Below are 17,069 nucleotides of genomic sequence, written 5' to 3' on the forward strand. Positions count from 1 at the left end.
GCGCGCTCAGCCCTTGCCGGTCAGGTTGGCCTGGACGATGGCGCGGATGGCCGCGTCGGCGCCCTGGAGGTCCTCGCCGTATACCGGCGTGGCATAGCGGGTGCCCGCCGGTGCGCCGGCCCGGCCGGCCGCGGCGGTCGCCACCTCGGCCTTCATGGACAGGCCGACCCGGAGCGGATGCCGGGCCAGCTCGGCCGGGTCGAGGGCGATGCGCACCGGCAGGCGCTGGACGATCTTGATCCAGTTGCCGCTGGCGTTCTGCGCCGGCAACAGGGAGAACACGCTGCCGGTGCCGGGCGACAGGCCCGCCACGGTGCCGTGGAACGGCACGCGGTCGCCGTAGAGGTCCGACACGAGGGTGACCGGCTGGCCGACCGCCATGCCCTTGAGCTGATCCTCCTTGAAATTGGCCTCGACCCAGAGCTGGGTCATCGGCACGAGGGCCATGAGCGGGTCGCCCGGCTTGACCTGCTGGCCGACCTGGACCGAGCGCTTGGCCGCCTGGCCGTCCACCGCCGCCCGGATCGCGCAGCGGTTGAGCGCCAGCCAGGCCTCGCGGACGCGGGCCTCGGCCTGCTTGACCGCCGGGTGGCCGGTCACCGTGGTTCCGGCGACCTCGGCATCGGCGGCGGCCAACTGGGCGCGCGCCAGGTCCAGCTCGGAACGGGCCTGGTCGCGGGCGGCACGGGCGTGCTCGGCCTCCTCGCGCGACACGGCGTCGAGGGCGACCGCCCGCTCGCGCCGGGCCAGGTCGGCCTCGGCCTGGTCGAGCCGGCGCTGCTTGACGGCGAGGTTGGCGCGCTCCTGGCCCGGCAGGGTGAAGCTGCGCGCCACCTGGCGCACCGTCTCGGCCAGGTCGGCTTCGGCCTTGTCGAGCGCGAGGCGGGCGTCGGCGTCGTCCAGTTGCACGAGCACCTGGCCCTGCTTGACGGTGTCGGTATCGTCGGCCAGGACGGCGACCACGGTGCCGGCGATGCGCGGCGTCACCCGGATCAGGTTGCCGGCCACGTAGGCGTCGTCGGTGCTCCGGTAGTGGCGGCCGTGCAGGTACCAGTGGCCGCCCCAGGCCAGGGCGGCGGCCAGGAAGACCAGACCGAGGATCAGGAGCAGGCGCTTGCGCTTGGCCGGGTTGGCCGTCGGGGTGTGCAGGGGGTCATGGCGTGGCGTCCTCGAGGTCGCCGCCCAACGCCTGGTAGAGCGCCACGCGGGCGCGCAGGCGGGCGGCCTGGATCTCACTGTCGTTCAGGCGTTCGCCGAGCACGGCGGCATCGGCTTCCAGGGCGTCGAGCGGCCCGGCCAGGCCGGCGTCGCGGCGCTGTCCGACCAGGGTCCGGGTGCGCACGGCCTCCTGCATCGCCTGGTCCTGGGCGGCGGCGCGCCGCTCCAGGCTGGCGATCAGGGCATAGGCATCGGCGCCCTGGCGGGCCGCCTCCTGGACGGCGTGGTTGTAGGCGGCGACCGCGCCGGCGTAGTCGGCTTCGCGCAGCCCAAGGCGGGCGCGCAGGGTGGCGGTGTTGAAAATGGGCAGGTGCAGGGCCGGGCCGGCCGCGGCGGTCAGGCTGCCGGCGCGCAGCAGCTTGCCCAGTTCCAGGGTGTCGAGGCCGACCATCAGGCGCAGGTCCAGGTTCGGGTAGAACTCCGCCTTGGCGGCCGTGCTCTGTTCGGCGGCGGCTTCGACGCGGCTGCGCAGGGCGGCGACGTCCGGACGCCGGGCCAGCCAGGCCACGGGCAGGCTGGCCGGCAGGGCGGGGGGAGCCGGGTTGGCGTGCGGTATGGGCAGTGCGCCGGCGTGGTCCGGGTCGGACCCGAGCAGGGCGCTCAGGCGGTAGCGCCAGGCATGGCCGAGGTAGTCCAGGCGGTGCACCAGGTCGGCGTCGTAGTCGAGCTTGCGGCGGGCGTCGATGAGCGGCAGGGCGGCATCCAGGCCGAGGTCATGGCGGGCCTGCAGGAGGTCGCGCTCGCGGACATGGCAGGCCTCGAGGTCGCGCGCCAGGCGCAGCCGGGTGTCGACGTCGGCGAGCCCGAAGTAGGTGTCGGCCACGGCCGCCGCCACGCTCAGACGGGCGGCCGCCAGTTCCGAGCCGGCGGCCCGGCGTTCGTTGCCGGCGGCCCGCAGCAGCGCGCGGTTGCGGCCCCACCAGTCGAGGTTGTAGGCGACGCCCTGGCTGATCTGCGTCTCGGTGTAGGTGCTGCCGCCGATGGGCGGCGGATAGAGGCCGTTCTCGCTCAGGCGCTGGCGGCTCAGCGAGACGTCGGTGGCGTAGTGCGCGCCGGCATCCAGCGCGGCCAGGCGTTCGGCCTGGCCGGCCGCGGCCAGGCGTGCCTGCGCGGCCGCCAGGTCGGGCTGGTCGCGCAGGGCGGTGTCGATCAGGCGATCGAGCTCGGGCGCGCCGAACGCCCGCCACCAGGGCGCCGGGCGGGCGTCGGCGGCGGTATGCGGCAACGGCGCGGCCAGGTTGGCCAGGGTGGCGTCCGCCGACGGCGTGCTCAGGGCCGGCCGCGCCGGCAAGTCGGCCGGCAGCGGCGCGCAGGCGGCCAGGCCGACCAGCAGGGTGCCGGCCGCCAGGCGCCTCACGGCGTCTCCCCGAGCCGGTGCAGGCCGGACAGCAGCTTGCGCAGCAGGCGGTCGAACTCGGCCACCTCGTCGGCGCTGAAGTCGGCCCATTGCCGCTCGACCAGCCACCAGACCGCCGGGAGGACCTTCCGGACCAGGGTGCGGCCGCTGTCGGTGAGCGACAGTTCGACCCGGCGGCGGTCCTCGGTGCTGGGCCGGCGTTCCACCCAGCCGGCGTGCACCAGTTCGTCGGTGAGGCGGGTGATGTTGGTGCGCGAGGCGATCAGGGCGTCGCTCAGGTGGCAGGGGTTGACCCGGTTCTCCTCGCTGCTCATCAGCATGACGAGGGTCAGGAAGGCGGTGCTGTTGAGGCCGAAGCCGGCCAGGTGCTGGCTGTAGGCCTCGTCCAATTCCTTGAACACGAAGAAGAACAGGCGGTTGAGCACGACGCGCTCGCGCGGCATGCCGGGCAACTGCCGGGCGATGCGGTCGATACCCTGTTCGAAGAAGTCGAAGTCGTAGTGCATGGCGGGATGGGGTCGGATGCCGTTGGAGATCGTACCAGTCGAAATAGTTTCAATCGAAACTATTTTCCCGGCTCCGCGCCCGGGCATGGTCCCCGCCTTGCCACGCGGGAAAAAAAAGGGGGCGGCTAAGGCCGCCCCGAAAGAACCGCGATCGTCATTCCGCGGATGTCCTGCTCAGAGACATTCTGTACTCGCCCGTCCACCTCCTACAGGTAACGCCAGCCGACATAGAGGCTGGACACGGCGATGCTGGCCAGCATCAGGGGGAAGGCGGCCAGCATGAAGGGTAGAAAACGGATGGGCGTGCCGGCGCGCTCGGCGAAGCCGGCCACGACCAGGTTGGCGGAGGCACCAACCAGGCTGCCGTTGCCGCCCAGGCAGGCGCCCAGCGCGAGCGACCACCAGAGGGTGTTGAGGTTTTCCGGACCGACCACCGAGCCCAGGTTCTGGATCACCGGGATCATGGTCGCGACGAAGGGGATGTTGTCGACCACGGCGGAGATGACCGCCGAGGCCCACAGAATGACGTAGGCGGTGAGCGCCAGTTCGCCGCCGGTGAAGTCGACCAGGGCATCGGCGGCGATCTTCAGGGCGCCGGCCTTCTCGACCCCGGCGACCACCACGAAGAGGCCGACGAAGAAGAATATGGTCACCCACTCGACCTCGGCGAAGCTCTTGTGCACCTGTTCGGTCTGGTGCTCGGGATCGTGCCCGGCGGCGCGCAGCAGGAGCAGCAGGGCGGCGCCGAACATGGCGATGGTGGCCGGCTCCAGGCCCAGCGAGTGGGCGAACACGAAACCGGTGATGGTCAGCGCGGTGACCGCCAGGGACTGCTTGAGCAGGCGGGCGTCGGTGATCGCCTCGCGCTCGTCGAAGGCCATGACCTGGTCGCGGGCGTCCTGCTCGGCGTGCAGCTTGCGGCCCCAGAACCACCACAGCGGGATCATCGTCAGGGCCAGGATGGCGAGGGCGACCGGGGCGAGGTGGAGGGCGAAGTCGTTGAAGGTGAGGCCGACCGCCGAGCCGATCATGATGTTGGGCGGGTCGCCGATCAGCGTCGCCGTGCCGCCGATGTTGGAGGCGAAGATGATGGCGAACAGATAGGGATAGGGATTGATGCGCAGGGCGTCGGTGATGAGCAGGGCGACCGGGGCGATCAGCAGCACCGTGGTGACGTTGTCGAGCAGGGCGGAGAACAGGGCGGTGACCACGGCCAGCATCATCATCAGGCCCCAGGGATCCGCCTTGACCAGCTTGGCGGCCTTCACCGCGACGTATTGGAAGACGCCGCTCTTCTGGGTGATGGCGACGATGACCATCATGCCGGTGAGCAGGCCGATGGTGTTGAAGTCGATGCCGGCGAAGGCCTCGCTCTGGTGCAGGACGCCGGTCAGGATCATCACGCCGGCGCCGATCAGGGCGACGATGGCGCGGTTGATGCGCTCGGTGACGATGACGGCGTAGGTCAGCACGAACACGGCCAGCGACACCATCAGGGGCGAGAGCCCCAGGATGACCTGGCTGGTGGTGTGGACGACGCCGTGCATGGTCAGCCGTTCCGCGACTTGTCGAGCAGGTAGGTGAGCAGCATGCGCCGGCTCATCATGCCGAGCAGGCGGCCCTCGTCGCCCACCACCGGCAGCGGCGTGTTGGTCCGCGACAGGAGCAGGGCCGCCTCCAGCAGCGGCGTCTCCATGCGCACCGGCGCCACGCTGGCGTCGGCCAGTTCGACCACGCGCCGGTCGGCATTGCCCTTCATGTGGTCGAGCAGCATGGGCAGGGCGTCGCCGACGAAGTTGAGGTTCTCGACCCCGTGTTCGACCCGGGCGCTGGCCGGGACCAGGGCGCGCAGGATGGCGTTGCTGCTGATCAGGCCGAGGAAGCGACCGCCCGGCTCGCACAGCGGGATGTGGTTGACTTCACGCTGGATCATCATGCTCATGGCCTCGGCGACCGTGGCCTCGGGGGCCAAAGTCAGGGTGGGCGGGCAGACGGGCAAAGCGCGAACGGTCATGATTTACGGATGCATCCACAGTGGGCGTGCATCCTACCCATCCGGCCGCGCGCCCGAATTGGGGGATGTACGTAAGGGATTTACTTACACTGTGCTTTTCGCCTGCCGGCTCAGCCAGGCCTTCTCGAGCTCCACCACCCAGTACATCGCCAGCCCGAACAGGACGATGCGGCCCCAGGACGCGGCTGGGAGGCCGGCGACGCCGAACAGCTTCTGCATCACGGGCAGGTAGGTGAACAGCCCTTGCAGCACCAGCAGGGTGACGGTGGTGATCCAGATCGGCGGGGTGCCGGCCAGGCCGGCCCGGTTGCAGGTCGGCGCGGTCAGGCGCCGGCAGTTGAACAGGTAGACGATCTCGCCCATGACCAGGGCGTTGACCGCCGCCGAGCGGGCGACCGCCAGGCTGGCGCCGTGGTCGGTCTCCCAGAGGAACAGGCCGAGGCCGCCGGCGACCAGGAGCAGGGAGACGAAGACGGTGCGCCAGACCAGGAAGCCGGACAGGAGCGGTTCGGCCGGCGCCCGCGGCGGTCGCCGCATGATGTCGGCCTCGGCCGGCTCGAAGGCCAGGGCCAGGGCCAGGGTGACCGCGGTCACCATGTTGACCCAGAGTATCTGCACCGGCGTGATGGGCAGGGTCAGGCCGAGCAGGATGGCGGCCAGCAGGATGGCCGCCTCGCCGCCGTTGGTGGGCAGGATGAAGACGATCGCCTTCTTGAGGTTGTCGTAGATGGTGCGGCCTTCCTCCACCGCCGCCGCGATGGTGGCGAAGTGGTCGTCGGCGAGCACCATCTCGGCTGCCTCCTTGGCCGCCTCGGTGCCCTTGTGGCCCATGGCGACGCCGACGTCGGCGCGCTTTAGGGCGGGGGCGTCGTTGATGCCGTCGCCGGTCATGGCCACCACCTCGCCGCGGGCCTGGAGGGCGTTGACCAGGCGCAGCTTGTGCTCGGGGCTGGCGCGCGCGAAGACGTCGATGTGGGCCACCGCCTCGTGCAGGCGGGCGTCGTCCATGGCCTCCAGGTCGGCCCCGGTGAGCGCCTGCGGGGCGTCGCTGAGGCCGATCTGGCGGGCGATGGCACGCGCGGTGTCGGCGTGGTCGCCGGTGATCATGGCCACCCGGATGCCGGCGGCCCGGCAGGCCGCCACGGCGGCCGCGCTCTCCTCGCGCGGCGGGTCGGCCAGGCCGGCGATGGCGAGCAGGGTGAAGCCGCCCGCCTCGACGTCGGCGAAGTTCAGGCCGGTGCTCGGCGCCGCCTGTTCGCGTACGGCCAGGGCCAGCAGGCGCATCCCGGCGTTGGCGGCGGCGCTCAGCCGGGGTTGCCAGGCGGCCAGGTCCAGGGGGCGCGCCTCGCCCGCCTCGCGCTGCCAACGGCAGAGCTCGAGGACGCTTTCCGGCGCGCCTTTCAGGTAGATCAGGGCGTGGCCGGCATGGTCGTGGTGCAGGGTGGCCATGAAGCGGTGCTGCGACTCGAACGGGATGATGTCGACCCGCGGCAGGGCCTCGAGTTCGAAGGCGGCCTCGAGGCCGGCCTTCATGGCCAGGGTGACCAGGGCGCCCTCGGTCGGGTCGCCGGCGAGTTGCCAGTCGTCGCCGCTCCGGTGCAGGACGGCGTCGTTGCACAGCAGGCCGGCGCGGGCGACGTCGAGCAGTTCCGGGTGCTCGGCCACCGGGGCGTCCTTGTCGGCCAGGCTGAAGCCGCCGTGGGGCGCGTAGCCGACCCCGGAGACGTCGTAGCTGTGGCCGGCGGTGAGCAGGCGCTGCACGGTCATCTCGTTGCGGGTCAGGGTGCCGGTCTTGTCGGTGCAGATCACGGTCACCGCACCGAGTGCCTCGACCGCCGGCAGGCGCCGGACGATGGCCCGGCGCCGGGCCATGCGCTGCACCCCGATGGCCAGCGTGATGGTCATCACCGCCGGCAGCCCCTCCGGAATCGCCGCCACGGCGAGGCCGACCGCGGCGATGAACATGTCGCCGACGGCGTAGTCGCGCACCAGGATGCCGAAGCCGAAGGCGAGGCCGGCGATGGCCAGGATGACCCAGGTCAGCCACTGGCTGAAACCGGACATCTGGCGCAGGAGCGGGGTGCTCAGGGTCTGAACCTCGGCGAGCAGGGTGCTGATGCGGCCGATCTCGGTGGCGGCGCCGGTGGCGGTCACCACGCCGGTGCCCTGGCCGTAGGTCACCAGGGTGCCCGACCAGGCCATCGAGGCGCGGTCGCCCAGTTCGGCGTTGCCGGGTACCGCCGCTGCCTGCTTCTCGACCGGTAGCGATTCCCCGGTCAGGGCGGCTTCCTCGATCTTCAGGCCCTTGACGTCGATAAGGCGCAGGTCGGCCGGGACCCGGTCGCCCGAGGCCAGGAAGACGATGTCGCCGGGTACCAGCTGTTCCGCCGGCAGGCTGTGGCGTTGGCCGTCGCGCAGGACCAGGGCGGCCGGCGAAAGCATCTTGCGGATCGCCTCGAGGGCGTGCTCGGCCTTGCCTTCCTGGACGAAGCCGACGAAGGCGTTGATCACCACGACGCCGAAGATCACCCCGCTGTCCAGCCAGTGGCCGAGCAGGACGGTGACCGCGCCGGCGGCGAGCAGGACGTAGATGAGGACGTTGTGGAACTGGAGCAGGAAGCGCTGCAGGGGGCCGCGCCGGCGCGGCGGCGGCAGCCGGTTGGCGCCGTGCCGGGCCAGCCGGCGTTCGGCTTCCGCCTGGGCGAGACCCTGCCGGGAGCTGTCGAGGCCCGTCAGGGCCTCGGACGCCGGCCGGTCATGCCAGGCGGCCGGGGTCATTTTTCAGACCACGACTTGATCCTTTGCGCGGCCCATTCCCGGCCACCCAGGCCGAAGGCGAGGGCCAGGGCGAGGACCAGGCCGCCGAAGGCGATGGAGAACGCCGCGGTCACCAGCTGGGTGGCGATCTGCAACTGCTCCAGGGCCAGGAAGAAGGCAAAGATCTGCACGGCGTATTCCGCCCCGGTGCTGATGCCGAGGGCATTGGGCGCCTTGATGCCGCTCAGCCAGGCGAAGATCAGCCGGTTGACGAAGCGGGCCAGCAGGGTGCCGAACAGCAGGACCAGGATGGCCACCACCACGTTGGGCAGGTAGAGGACGACCCGGTTGAGCAACTCCGCGACCGTCTCCAGGCCCAGGCTGTTGGCCACCGAGACCGCCACCACCAGGATGACCAGCCAGTAGAACAGGAGGCCGATCACGCTCGACAGGGTCAGCTTGACGCCACCCGTGCTGGCCAGGGCCTCGAGGCCCGATTTCTCGGCCAGGCTGTCGAACTGCAGGGCCTTGAGCAGGCGTTCGACGCCGGTCTTGAGGACGCGCGCCAGGAGCCAGCCGAGGAAGAGCAGGATCAGGGCGGCCAGGAGCTTGGGCACGAAGATGGCGATCTGGCTCCAGAAGGTCTGCAAGGAGGCGAGGAAGATGTCGATTTGCTGATTCATGGATACTCCTTGGTCGCAGCGAAAACTATACAGGGTGCCGGCGCGATACTAGGTTGCCGCCTGCGGGGTCGAATCGGGGTATGCCCGTACGGGAAACCCTTATCAAGGCCTCCCGGGTCATTCCGGGCCCGCCGCCGTCTCGTACAGCGAATCGTGGCCGAAGCGCACGTCGAAGGCCGCGTCCACCGGGTCCAGGTCATCCAGCCAATAGGCCGCATCGTTGCGGTGGTAGATCATGAAGCGGCCACGCAGGGCCGGGTCCTTGGCGCGGTGGTAGCGCAGGTAGATGCGCGTCTCGTCGACCGCCAGGATTTCGATCTTGCCGGATTCGTGTGACATCACGTAGCGCGCCCGGCGGGCCAGACCGGAGCCGCGGTGGATGGCCTCCTGGAAGGTCTGCCAGCCGCGCACGATGGGCACCCGGTAGGGGGCGTTGCCGGCGGTCGGGCGGCCCTGGAACAGGTAGTAGGGCGGGCAGCCCAGCCAGGACAGCTTGCGGTAAAGCTCGCCGAGCACGACCGGGTCGTCGTTGATGCCGGCGATCAGCGGGCACTGGTTGGTCAGGACGACGCCATGCCGGATCAACTGGTCGAGCGCGCGTACCGCCGGCTCGGTCAGTTCGCGCGGGTGGTCGAAATGGGCCATCACGTAGATGCGCTTCTCGGCCGTCGAATGGCGTTCGAACATCGCCAGCAATTCCGGGTCGTCGAGTATGCGCCAGGGGTCGAAGGCCGGCATCTTGGAGCCGATGCGGATAACCTGCACGTGCGGAATCTCGCGTAGCCGGCCGATGATCTCGGCCAGCCGGCGGGTGCTCATCAGGAGCGGGTCGCCGCCGGTGAGCAGGACGTTGGTCACTTCCGGGTGGCCGGCGATGTAGTCGAGGCCGTCCCAGACCGCCTTGTTGACCTCCTCGTTGTCGTCCATGAACAGGCGCTTGCGGAAGCAGTAGCGGCAGTAGCCGCCGCACACCTCGTTGCAGAGCAGCAGCACGGTGTCGGCATACTTGTGCTGGACGCCGTGGCTGATCGTGACCGCCGCCTCGTTGCAGGCGTCCAGGTCGCCCCAGGCGTCGAGTTCCTCGGCGCGCGGGACGATGAGTTGGCGGATGGGGTCGGCCGGGTCGCTCCAGTCGATCAGGCCGAGGTAGTATTCACTGCTGCGGAAGGCGTAGTGCGCGCCGACGCGCTCGAGCGTCGCCAGGTCGCCGGCCGCCCGCAGCGCGGGAATGGCCGCGAGGTTCTTGATGTAACGCAATAGCGGACTCCTCGGAAAAACAAAACGGGCCGCAGCCCGTATGGATTTTCATTGTCCCGGCTGCGATCAAGGGCGAAAACCCGGTGATCCCGTAAGGGTTTTCCTTACCTGCCGGGGGACGGGCCGCCGGCCGCCGCGTCGGTCGGGACGGCGGGCTAAATCTGCGGCGTTTCCTGCCGTAGTTGTTGGTATCGCCGCGCCCTGCGCGGACCGGGATCGGGCCGCGTCGAGTCGAGGTACCCCCTTGGAGCATGTCCATGGCAGCCGTTGAAGAAGCACGCCGCGCAAGCGATCCGTCGCCCGTGAAGCGGTATTTCCAGACCCTCCTGCAGGGCCGCCTGTGGTGGTGGCTGCCGCTGGTCGTCTGGACGCTGCTGGTGGGCGCCTCGCTGCGTTACCAGACGGACGCGATCCGGCGCCACAGCTTCGAGTTGTCGCAGAGCTCGGCCCGCGAGATTTTCAACCTGGTGGTCCTGGTCCGGCGCTGGAACGCCAACCACGGCGGGGTCTACGTCCCGGTCACCGAGAAGTTCCAGCCCAACCCCTACCTGAAGGTGCCCTGGCGCGACGTGGTCACCCAGGACGGCCGCCCGCTGACCCTGGTGAACCCGGCATTCATGACCCGGCTGGTCGGCGAACTCGCGGAACAGAAGGACGGCATCCGCCTCCACATCACCAGCTTGAAGCCCCTGCGCCCGGCCAACGCGGCCGATGCCAGCGAGACCCGGGCCCTGGAGTCGTTCGCGGCCGGCGGCAAGGAACGGACCTGGATCGAGGCCGACGGCAAGGGCGGCCAGCTGTTCCGGTACATGGCGCCGCTCTGGGTGGAGAAGCCCTGCCTGCAATGCCACGCCGAACAGGGCTACAAGATCGGCGACCTGCGCGGCGGCATCAGCGTCTCGTTCAGCGAAGACCGTACCATGGCGCTGGAGGCGGCCCGGATCCGCCAGACCGTCATCCTGCACGGCGCCGTCTACCTGCTCGTGGTGGCGCTCGGCTGGTGGCTGCTGGAGCAACTGCGCTGGCGCATGCAGCACCTCAACCAGCAGGTCGTGGCGATGCGTTCGGCCATGGAGCACGTGCTGCGCGACGAGAAGATGGCCTCGCTCGGCCGCATGGTCGCCGGCTTCGCGCATGAGGTGAATACGCCGATCGGGGTGGCCCTGGGGGCCTTGTCGAACAGCGACGTCACCCTGGCGCGCATCGATGCCCTGCTCGCCGCCGAGGAGGTCAGCGAGGAAGACCTGCGCCGCGAACTGGGCCTGCTCAAGAGCGGTGCCGACATGGCCCAGGCCAATCTGGTCCGCGCCGCCAACCTGATCCAGAGCTTCAAGCGCACCTCGGTCGACCAGACCTCGGACGCCAAACGCGTCTACGACATGAAGGAACTCCTGCAGGACGTCCTGTACATGCTGCACAACTACCTCAAGCGCCTGCCCATCACGGTGCACACCGAATGTCCGCGGCAGCTCCGCATCGACGGCTGGCCGGGCCAGATGCAGCAGCTGCTCACCAACCTGGTCATCAACAGCCTGACCCATGGCTTCCCGGACGACCGCCAGGCCGGCGAGATTCGCATCGTGGTCACCCTGGCGACCCCCGAGCGGGTCCGGATCGACTACTCGGACACCGGCCAGGGCATGACGCCGGAGGTGCGTAGCCACGTCTTCGAGTCGTTCTACACCACCCGGCGCGATTCCGGCGGCTCCGGCCTCGGCCTGTCCATCTGCCAGGACATCGTCGAGCACCGGCTGCAGGGCAGCATCGTCTGCGAAAGCGAGCCGGGTGCCGGGACCCGTTTCATCGTCGAGTTCCCCGCCACCGTCGTCGGGACGGTACTGCCATGAGCGCCGCATTCGTCTGGGACGACCGCTTCGTCACCGGCCTCGAACTGGTCGACGCCCAACATCGCCACTTGGTCGATCTGGTCAACGAGACCGGCGAGATGCTGGTCCGGGGCGACCGCGACGAGGCGCAGGCCAATCGGATATTCGGCGAACTGGCCGACTACGCGCGCGTGCATTTCGCCACCGAGGAGGGGCTGATGCGCAAGCGCGGCATCGATCCCCGGCACGTCCGCGAACACACCGAACACCACCACAACTTCGTCGAGCAGGTCGGCTTGATGTGGCAGCGCCTGGACCAGAGCGACGACCCGGCCGGGATGCTGCAGGGTTTCCTGTCCTCCTGGCTGACCGTGCACATCCTGGGAGAGGACCAGGTCATGGCCAGGATGATGGCCGACATCGAGGCCGGCCTGCCGGCCGCCGAGGCCTACGAGAAGGAGTACGCGGCGGTCGACAACAGCGTCTCCACCCTGCTCGACGCCCTGCACAACCTGTACAGCCTGCTGGCCGACAAGAACCGCGAACTGGACGCCGCCAACCGGGAGCTCGAGGCCAAGGTGGCCGAGCGCACCCGCGACCTGGCCGAGGCAAACCGCAGCCTGGCGGCCGAGGGCGAGGAACTGCGCCACCTCCTGGCCACCGTGGAATCGGCCCAGCGGCAACAGCTGGCGGGCGAGAAGCTGGCGGCCATGGGGCGCATGGTGGCCGGCCTGGCGCACGAGATGAACACCCCGCTCGGCATTGCCCTGGGCGCCCTGTCGAGCGGCGACGACACCGTGGCGGCGCTGCGCGGCCTGCTCTCCCGCGAGGAGGTGGCCGAGGACGAACTGCGTGCCTACATCGAGCGCCTGACCGAGGGCAACCGGCTCGCCTTGACCAACCTGAACCGGGCGGCGGCCCTGGTGAACCGCATCCGGCATACGTCCGTCGACCTGCCCGGCCAGACGGAACGGGTCTACCTGCTCGCCGACGCCATCCGGGAAACCCTGCTCGGCTGGCATCCGCGCCTGCGCGACGCGGGCGTGGCCGTGGCCGTGACCTGTGCCCCGGATTTGGCGGTCTCCGGCGACCCGCTGCTCGTCGAGCAGGTGCTCGCCAACCTGCTGCAGAACAGTCTGGAACATGGTTTCTACGGCCGTCCCGGAGGCGCGATCAGGATCGAGGCCGCGGTCGAGGCGTCGGGCAACTGCCGGATCGCCTACATGGACGACGGCGTCGGCATGCCGGAGGATGTCATCGAACACGCCTTCGAGCCGTTCTACGCGGCCCGGCGCCACCTCGGCGGTGCCGGACTGGGCCTGTACTTCTGCTACAGCATCGTCAGCGAACGCCTGGGTGGCCGCATCGCCTGCACCAGCCGGCCCGGCGACGGCATGCGCGTGGATATCGAGTTCCCGGTCCACATGCGCCATCCAGCCTTGGAGATGACACCGTGAAACTGGTTTCCCGCAAGCCTGGCGCGGCTGCCGAGCTGGCCGTCGGCAAGACACGCCACCCCTGGAAGGTCATGGTCGTCGACGACGAGCCGGACATCCTGGCCCTGACACGGCTGAGCCTGAGCGACTTCAAGTTCGACGGTCGCGGCCTGGAATTCCTGGAGGCCGCCTCCGCCGCCGAGGCGAAAGCGCTCCTGGCGAGCCACCGCGACATCGCCATGGCCCTCATCGACGTCGTCATGGAGACCGAGGACGCCGGCCTGCGCCTGGTCGAATACATCCGCAACGAGCTCGGCAACGCCATGGTCCGCCTGGTCATCCGTACCGGGCAGCCCGGCGTGGCGCCCGAGCGCTACGTCATCGACCACTTCGACATCGACGACTACAAGGACAAGACCGAGCTGAGCGCCACCCGGCTCTACACCACCGTGCGCTCGGCCCTCAAGGCCTACCGCGACCTGCGCGCCATCGAGCTCAACCGCATCGGCCTGGAACGGGTCCTGGTCGCCGTGCCCAGCCTGTACCGCACCGCCGATGCCAGCCTGCAGCCGTTCTTCGAGGGCGTCCTGACCCAGATCGTCGGCCTGTGCAAGCTGGACGAGGCCTCTTTCATCCAGACCATCGACGGAATCGTCGCCACCTTCGACGGCGGCGAGACCACCGTCCGGGCGGTCACCGACGACTTCTCCAGCTCCGAACGCTTCGAGTCGATCCGCGCCGCCTGCACCGACCTGGTATTGAACGGCAAGCCGGCCCCGGACCTGCGCCGGGATGCCTTCGTGGAGCCCCTCGTGGTCGATGCCGAGCCGGTCGGCTTCGTCTACGTCGAACCGAAGGGCAGCCTCTCGGAAAGCGACCGCAGGCTGATCCAGGTGATGGTTCAGCAATGCGCCAGCGCCTTGGAAAACCTGCGCCTGCATTTCAACCTGCAGGAGGCCTACGACAGCGCCATCGACATGCTCGCGGAAGTGGCCGAGTTCAAGGACAAGACCACGGGCGACCACGTCAACCGGATCGACCGCCTAACCCGCGCCATCGCCCTGGAAATGGGCATCTCGGAAACGGATGCCGCCGTGTACGGCAAGGCCAGCCGGCTGCACGACGTCGGCAAGATCGGCATCGACGACGACATCCTGCGCAAACCCGGCCGCCTGAGCCCGGCGGAGTTCGAGGTCATGAAGCGGCACACCGGGATCGGTGCCCGCATCCTCGACCACCACCCCTCGTTCGCCCTCGCCAAGGAGGTCGCCTACGGCCACCACGAGCGCTGGGACGGGCGCGGCTATCCGGAAGGCCGGCCATCCGCCGAACTGCCCCTGTTGACCCGGATCACCACGGCGGCCGACGTCTTCGATGCCCTGATCAGCCGGCGGCCTTACAAGGCGGCCTGGACGCTCGCCGACGCCGTGGCCGAGGTCGAACGCGGCGCCGGCAGCGTGTTCGACCCCGAGGTGGTGCGGGCCTTCATGATGCTGTACCGGCGCGGCGAACTCGATGCGCTGACCCAGTCGGCGCAGGTCGATGCCGAACCGCCCGGCGACGGTGGCTAGTGCGCCGGCGCCCGGATCAGGGCGTGGTGGGTGAGCCAGGCGGCCAGCGCGCAGGCCGCGATGATCCAGGCGAGCGGCGCCACCTCCGCACCCTGGGCCAGGCCGGTCAGGCTGCCGGCCAGGGTGGCGAGGCCGAATTGCAGCGCCCCCATCAGGGCCGATGCGGTGCCCGCGCGCTGACCGTGCGTGGCCAGGGCGGCGGCGGTGGCGTTGGGAACGATGAAACCCAGGCTGGCGATGGCCAGGGTGAGCGGCGCGGCGAAGGCGACCAGGCCGGGCTGGCCCGCCAGGGGTAGCAGGGCCAGCCAGCCGGCCAGCAGGGCGAGCGCGGTCTGGGCCCGGCGCAGCACGCGGGTCGGCTCCAGGCGGCGGATCAGGCGGGCGTTGATCTGGCTGGCCAGGATGAACCCCACGGCATTGCTGGCGAACAGCCAGCCGTACTGCTCGGTGCTCAGGTGGTACAGCTCCATGAACACGTGCGGCGATCCCGAGATGTAGGCGAAGAAGCCCGCCATGGCGAAGCCGGAGGCCAGCGAGTAGCCCATGAATGCGCGCTCGCCGAGCAGGGCGCCGAAGTCCTCGCCCAGGCGCCGCCAGCCGAGCGGCGGGGCGTGCCGGGTGTCGTGGCTTTCCGCCAGGCCCAGGCGGATGGCGAGCAGGCAGGCCAGGCCGAAGCCGGTGAGCAGGCAGAAGATGGCGCGCCAGCCCAGGCTGGCGACCACCCAGCCGCCCAGCATGGGGGCGACGATGGGGGCGACCCCCATGACTAGCATGAGCAGGGACATGGCGCGCGCGGAGTCGCGCACGCCGCAGCGGTCGCGGATCACCGCCCGGGTGACCACCATGCCGGCGCAGCCGCCCAGGCCCTGGGTCAGGCGCCAGAAGGTGAGTTCGCCCAGACCGGTCGCCAGGGCGCCGGCCAGCGAGGCCAGGGTGTACAGGGCGAGGCCGGCGTAGAGCGGCGGCTTGCGGCCGTAGCGGTCGCTGAGCGGGCCGTAGATGAGCTGGCCGAAGGCGGTGCCGACGAAATAGCCGGCCAGGGTGTACTCGGGTCGGCCGGCCTGGCCGGCGAAGTCCGCGGTCATGGCCGGGAAGCCGGGCAGGTACATGTCGATGGACAGCGGCCCGATGGCGGTGAGGGCGCCGAGCAGCACCAGCCAGGCCGGCAGGCCGCGCCCGCAGTTCCCCGCGCCGCTCATGCCCGGTCTAGGCCATAGACGGCGCCGAGCATGCCGATGCTGCCGTAGCTGAGGTGGTCGTTGACGAAGACGGGCGTTTCGCCGGGGTCCGCGACGGCGGCGACGTAGAGCAGGGGCAGATAGTGCTCAGGCGTCGGCACGGCCCGGATCGCCTCGGGCCCGAGGTCCAGGTAGTCGACCAGGGCGGCGTGGTCGGCCGCGGCCAGGCGCGTGCGTACCTCGGCGCTGAAACGGGCGGCCCAGTCGAAGCCGCCGTCCGGGCGGCGCCAGTCCATGTGGCGGAGGTCGTGCACGACGTTGCCGCTGGCCAAGATCAGTACTTCCTCGTCGCGCAACGGCCGCAGGCGGCGGGCCAGCTCGTAGTGGCCGGCGGCGGCGCGGGTACGGTCGAGGGCCAGCTGGATGACCGGAACGTCGGCGTCCGGATAGAGGTGGGCGAGCAGCGACCAGACGCCGTGGTCGAGGCCGCGGGCGCCGTCGGCCGCGACCGGTCCGGGTGCCAGCAGGTCGGCGACCCGGGCCACCAGGGCCGGGTCGCCGGGAACCGGATAGTCGAAGGTCGCCAGGTCTTCCGGGAAGCCGTAGAAATCATGCAGCGTGGCCGGCCGGGGCGACACGGTCAGCGCCGGGCCGGCGTGTTCCCAATGCGCGGAGACGGCCAGGATGGCGCGCGGACGCGGCAGGCGCCGGCCCAGGTCGCGCCAGGTCCGGCTGTCGCCGTTGTCGTCGAGCGCGTTGGTCGGGCTGCCGTGGCCGAGGAACAGGGTGGGGAAGGGAGTCGCCACGGCGGATCACGCACTAGCGGCCGGCCGGCCGGGTATCCATTTTGTTTGCATCATTGTCGGTTACCTTAAACTATCTTCCTGGGAAGATAAATGTTTCAGATCGTTTACCTCAACTGCTTAGAACAAGGATGACACCATGACACTATCCCGCGACTGGGTGACGCCGCTTGCCGCCGGCGCCTTCCTGCTTTCCGCCGTGACCGGCGTGCTGATCTTCTTCCATATCGACACCGGCCTCAACAAGGCCGCCCACGAATGGCTCAGCTGGGCGCTCCTGGCCGGCGTGGCATTGCACGTGGTGGCGAACTTCAACGGTTTCAAGCGCCACCTGGCGGGACGCCGCGGTCAGGGCCTGATGGGCGTCTTCGCCCTGGTTCTGCTGCTCAGCTTCTTCGCCCCGGGCGAGAGCGAGGAGCCGGCCTTCGCGCCGCCGGTCCGGGCCTTGGCCCAGGCCCCCATC

Annotated in this window: 14 protein-coding genes; 4 read left to right on the forward strand and 10 right to left on the reverse strand. The window is 70.0% G+C overall.

The window, feature by feature from the left end; translation table 11 throughout:
- Positions 1–6 precede the first annotated feature (6 nt).
- The 8 genes from EZJ19_RS05530 to EZJ19_RS05565 form a co-directional block, all read right to left on the reverse strand.
- Positions 7–1,236 carry an HlyD/EmrA/EmrK family protein gene (locus EZJ19_RS05530; RefSeq protein ID WP_240754665.1) on the reverse strand — a complete coding sequence of 410 codons (1,230 nt, stop codon included), beginning with the start codon at positions 1,234–1,236 and terminating at the stop codon, positions 7–9.
- Positions 1,154–2,575, reverse strand: a complete 1,422-nt coding sequence (locus EZJ19_RS05535) for an efflux transporter outer membrane subunit (protein WP_165873476.1) — start codon at positions 2,573–2,575, stop codon at positions 1,154–1,156. The genes EZJ19_RS05530 and EZJ19_RS05535 overlap by 83 nt, the downstream gene beginning before the upstream one ends.
- Entirely contained in the window at positions 2,572–3,081 is a 510-nt protein-coding gene (locus EZJ19_RS05540) for a MarR family transcriptional regulator (protein WP_165873477.1), read from the reverse strand. Before EZJ19_RS05540 ends, EZJ19_RS05535 begins: the two co-directional genes overlap by 4 nt.
- 206 nt (positions 3,082–3,287) lie before the next feature.
- A complete protein-coding gene (locus EZJ19_RS05545) occupies positions 3,288–4,628 on the reverse strand; it encodes an ArsB/NhaD family transporter (protein ID WP_131445296.1) in 1,341 nt (446 codons plus the stop codon).
- 2 nt (positions 4,629–4,630) lie between these two features.
- On the reverse strand, positions 4,631–5,095 hold the full coding sequence (locus EZJ19_RS05550) for a CBS domain-containing protein (RefSeq protein WP_131445298.1): 465 nt from the start codon (positions 5,093–5,095) through the stop codon (positions 4,631–4,633).
- 84 nt (positions 5,096–5,179) lie between these two features.
- A complete protein-coding gene (locus EZJ19_RS05555) occupies positions 5,180–7,873 on the reverse strand; it encodes a cation-transporting P-type ATPase (RefSeq protein ID WP_131445300.1) in 2,694 nt (897 codons plus the stop codon).
- Entirely contained in the window at positions 7,870–8,535 is a 666-nt protein-coding gene (locus EZJ19_RS05560) for a mechanosensitive ion channel family protein (RefSeq protein ID WP_131445301.1), read from the reverse strand. The genes EZJ19_RS05555 and EZJ19_RS05560 overlap by 4 nt, the downstream gene beginning before the upstream one ends.
- Before the next feature lie 117 nt (positions 8,536–8,652).
- Positions 8,653–9,792: a KamA family radical SAM protein gene (locus EZJ19_RS05565; protein WP_131445303.1), complete on the reverse strand. Its 1,140-nt coding sequence runs from the start codon at positions 9,790–9,792 to the stop codon at positions 8,653–8,655.
- A gap of 257 nt (positions 9,793–10,049) precedes the next feature.
- Here EZJ19_RS05565 and EZJ19_RS05570 point away from each other — a divergent pair, with 257 nt between their 5' ends.
- From EZJ19_RS05570 to EZJ19_RS05580, 3 genes are read left to right on the forward strand one after another with little or no spacing between them, the layout of a single operon-like run.
- Complete coding sequence (locus EZJ19_RS05570) at positions 10,050–11,639, forward strand: ATP-binding protein (RefSeq protein WP_165873478.1); 1,590 nt, start codon at positions 10,050–10,052, stop codon at positions 11,637–11,639.
- On the forward strand, positions 11,636–13,075 hold the full coding sequence (locus EZJ19_RS05575) for a bacteriohemerythrin (protein ID WP_131445306.1): 1,440 nt from the start codon (positions 11,636–11,638) through the stop codon (positions 13,073–13,075). The genes EZJ19_RS05570 and EZJ19_RS05575 overlap by 4 nt, the downstream gene beginning before the upstream one ends.
- Positions 13,072–14,625, forward strand: a complete 1,554-nt coding sequence (locus EZJ19_RS05580; protein WP_131445308.1) for an HD domain-containing phosphohydrolase — start codon at positions 13,072–13,074, stop codon at positions 14,623–14,625. The genes EZJ19_RS05575 and EZJ19_RS05580 overlap by 4 nt, the downstream gene beginning before the upstream one ends.
- Here EZJ19_RS05580 and EZJ19_RS05585 read toward each other — a convergent pair.
- Entirely contained in the window at positions 14,622–15,824 is a 1,203-nt protein-coding gene (locus EZJ19_RS05585; RefSeq protein ID WP_131445310.1) for a Bcr/CflA family multidrug efflux MFS transporter, read from the reverse strand. The genes EZJ19_RS05580 and EZJ19_RS05585 overlap by 4 nt on opposite strands.
- On the reverse strand, positions 15,821–16,609 hold the full coding sequence (ygiD, locus tag EZJ19_RS05590; RefSeq protein ID WP_131445311.1) for a 4,5-DOPA-extradiol-dioxygenase: 789 nt from the start codon (positions 16,607–16,609) through the stop codon (positions 15,821–15,823). The genes EZJ19_RS05585 and ygiD overlap by 4 nt, the downstream gene beginning before the upstream one ends.
- Positions 16,610–16,745: 136 nt before the next feature.
- Between ygiD and EZJ19_RS05595 the strand changes: the two genes are divergently transcribed.
- Positions 16,746–17,069, forward strand: a 324-nt coding sequence (locus EZJ19_RS05595; protein WP_131445313.1) for a DUF4405 domain-containing protein, incomplete at its 3' end; no start/stop codon positions are given.

It is taken from the genome of Parasulfuritortus cantonensis (assembly GCF_004337445.1).
Lineage (GTDB): Bacteria > Pseudomonadota > Gammaproteobacteria > Burkholderiales > Thiobacillaceae > Parasulfuritortus > Parasulfuritortus cantonensis.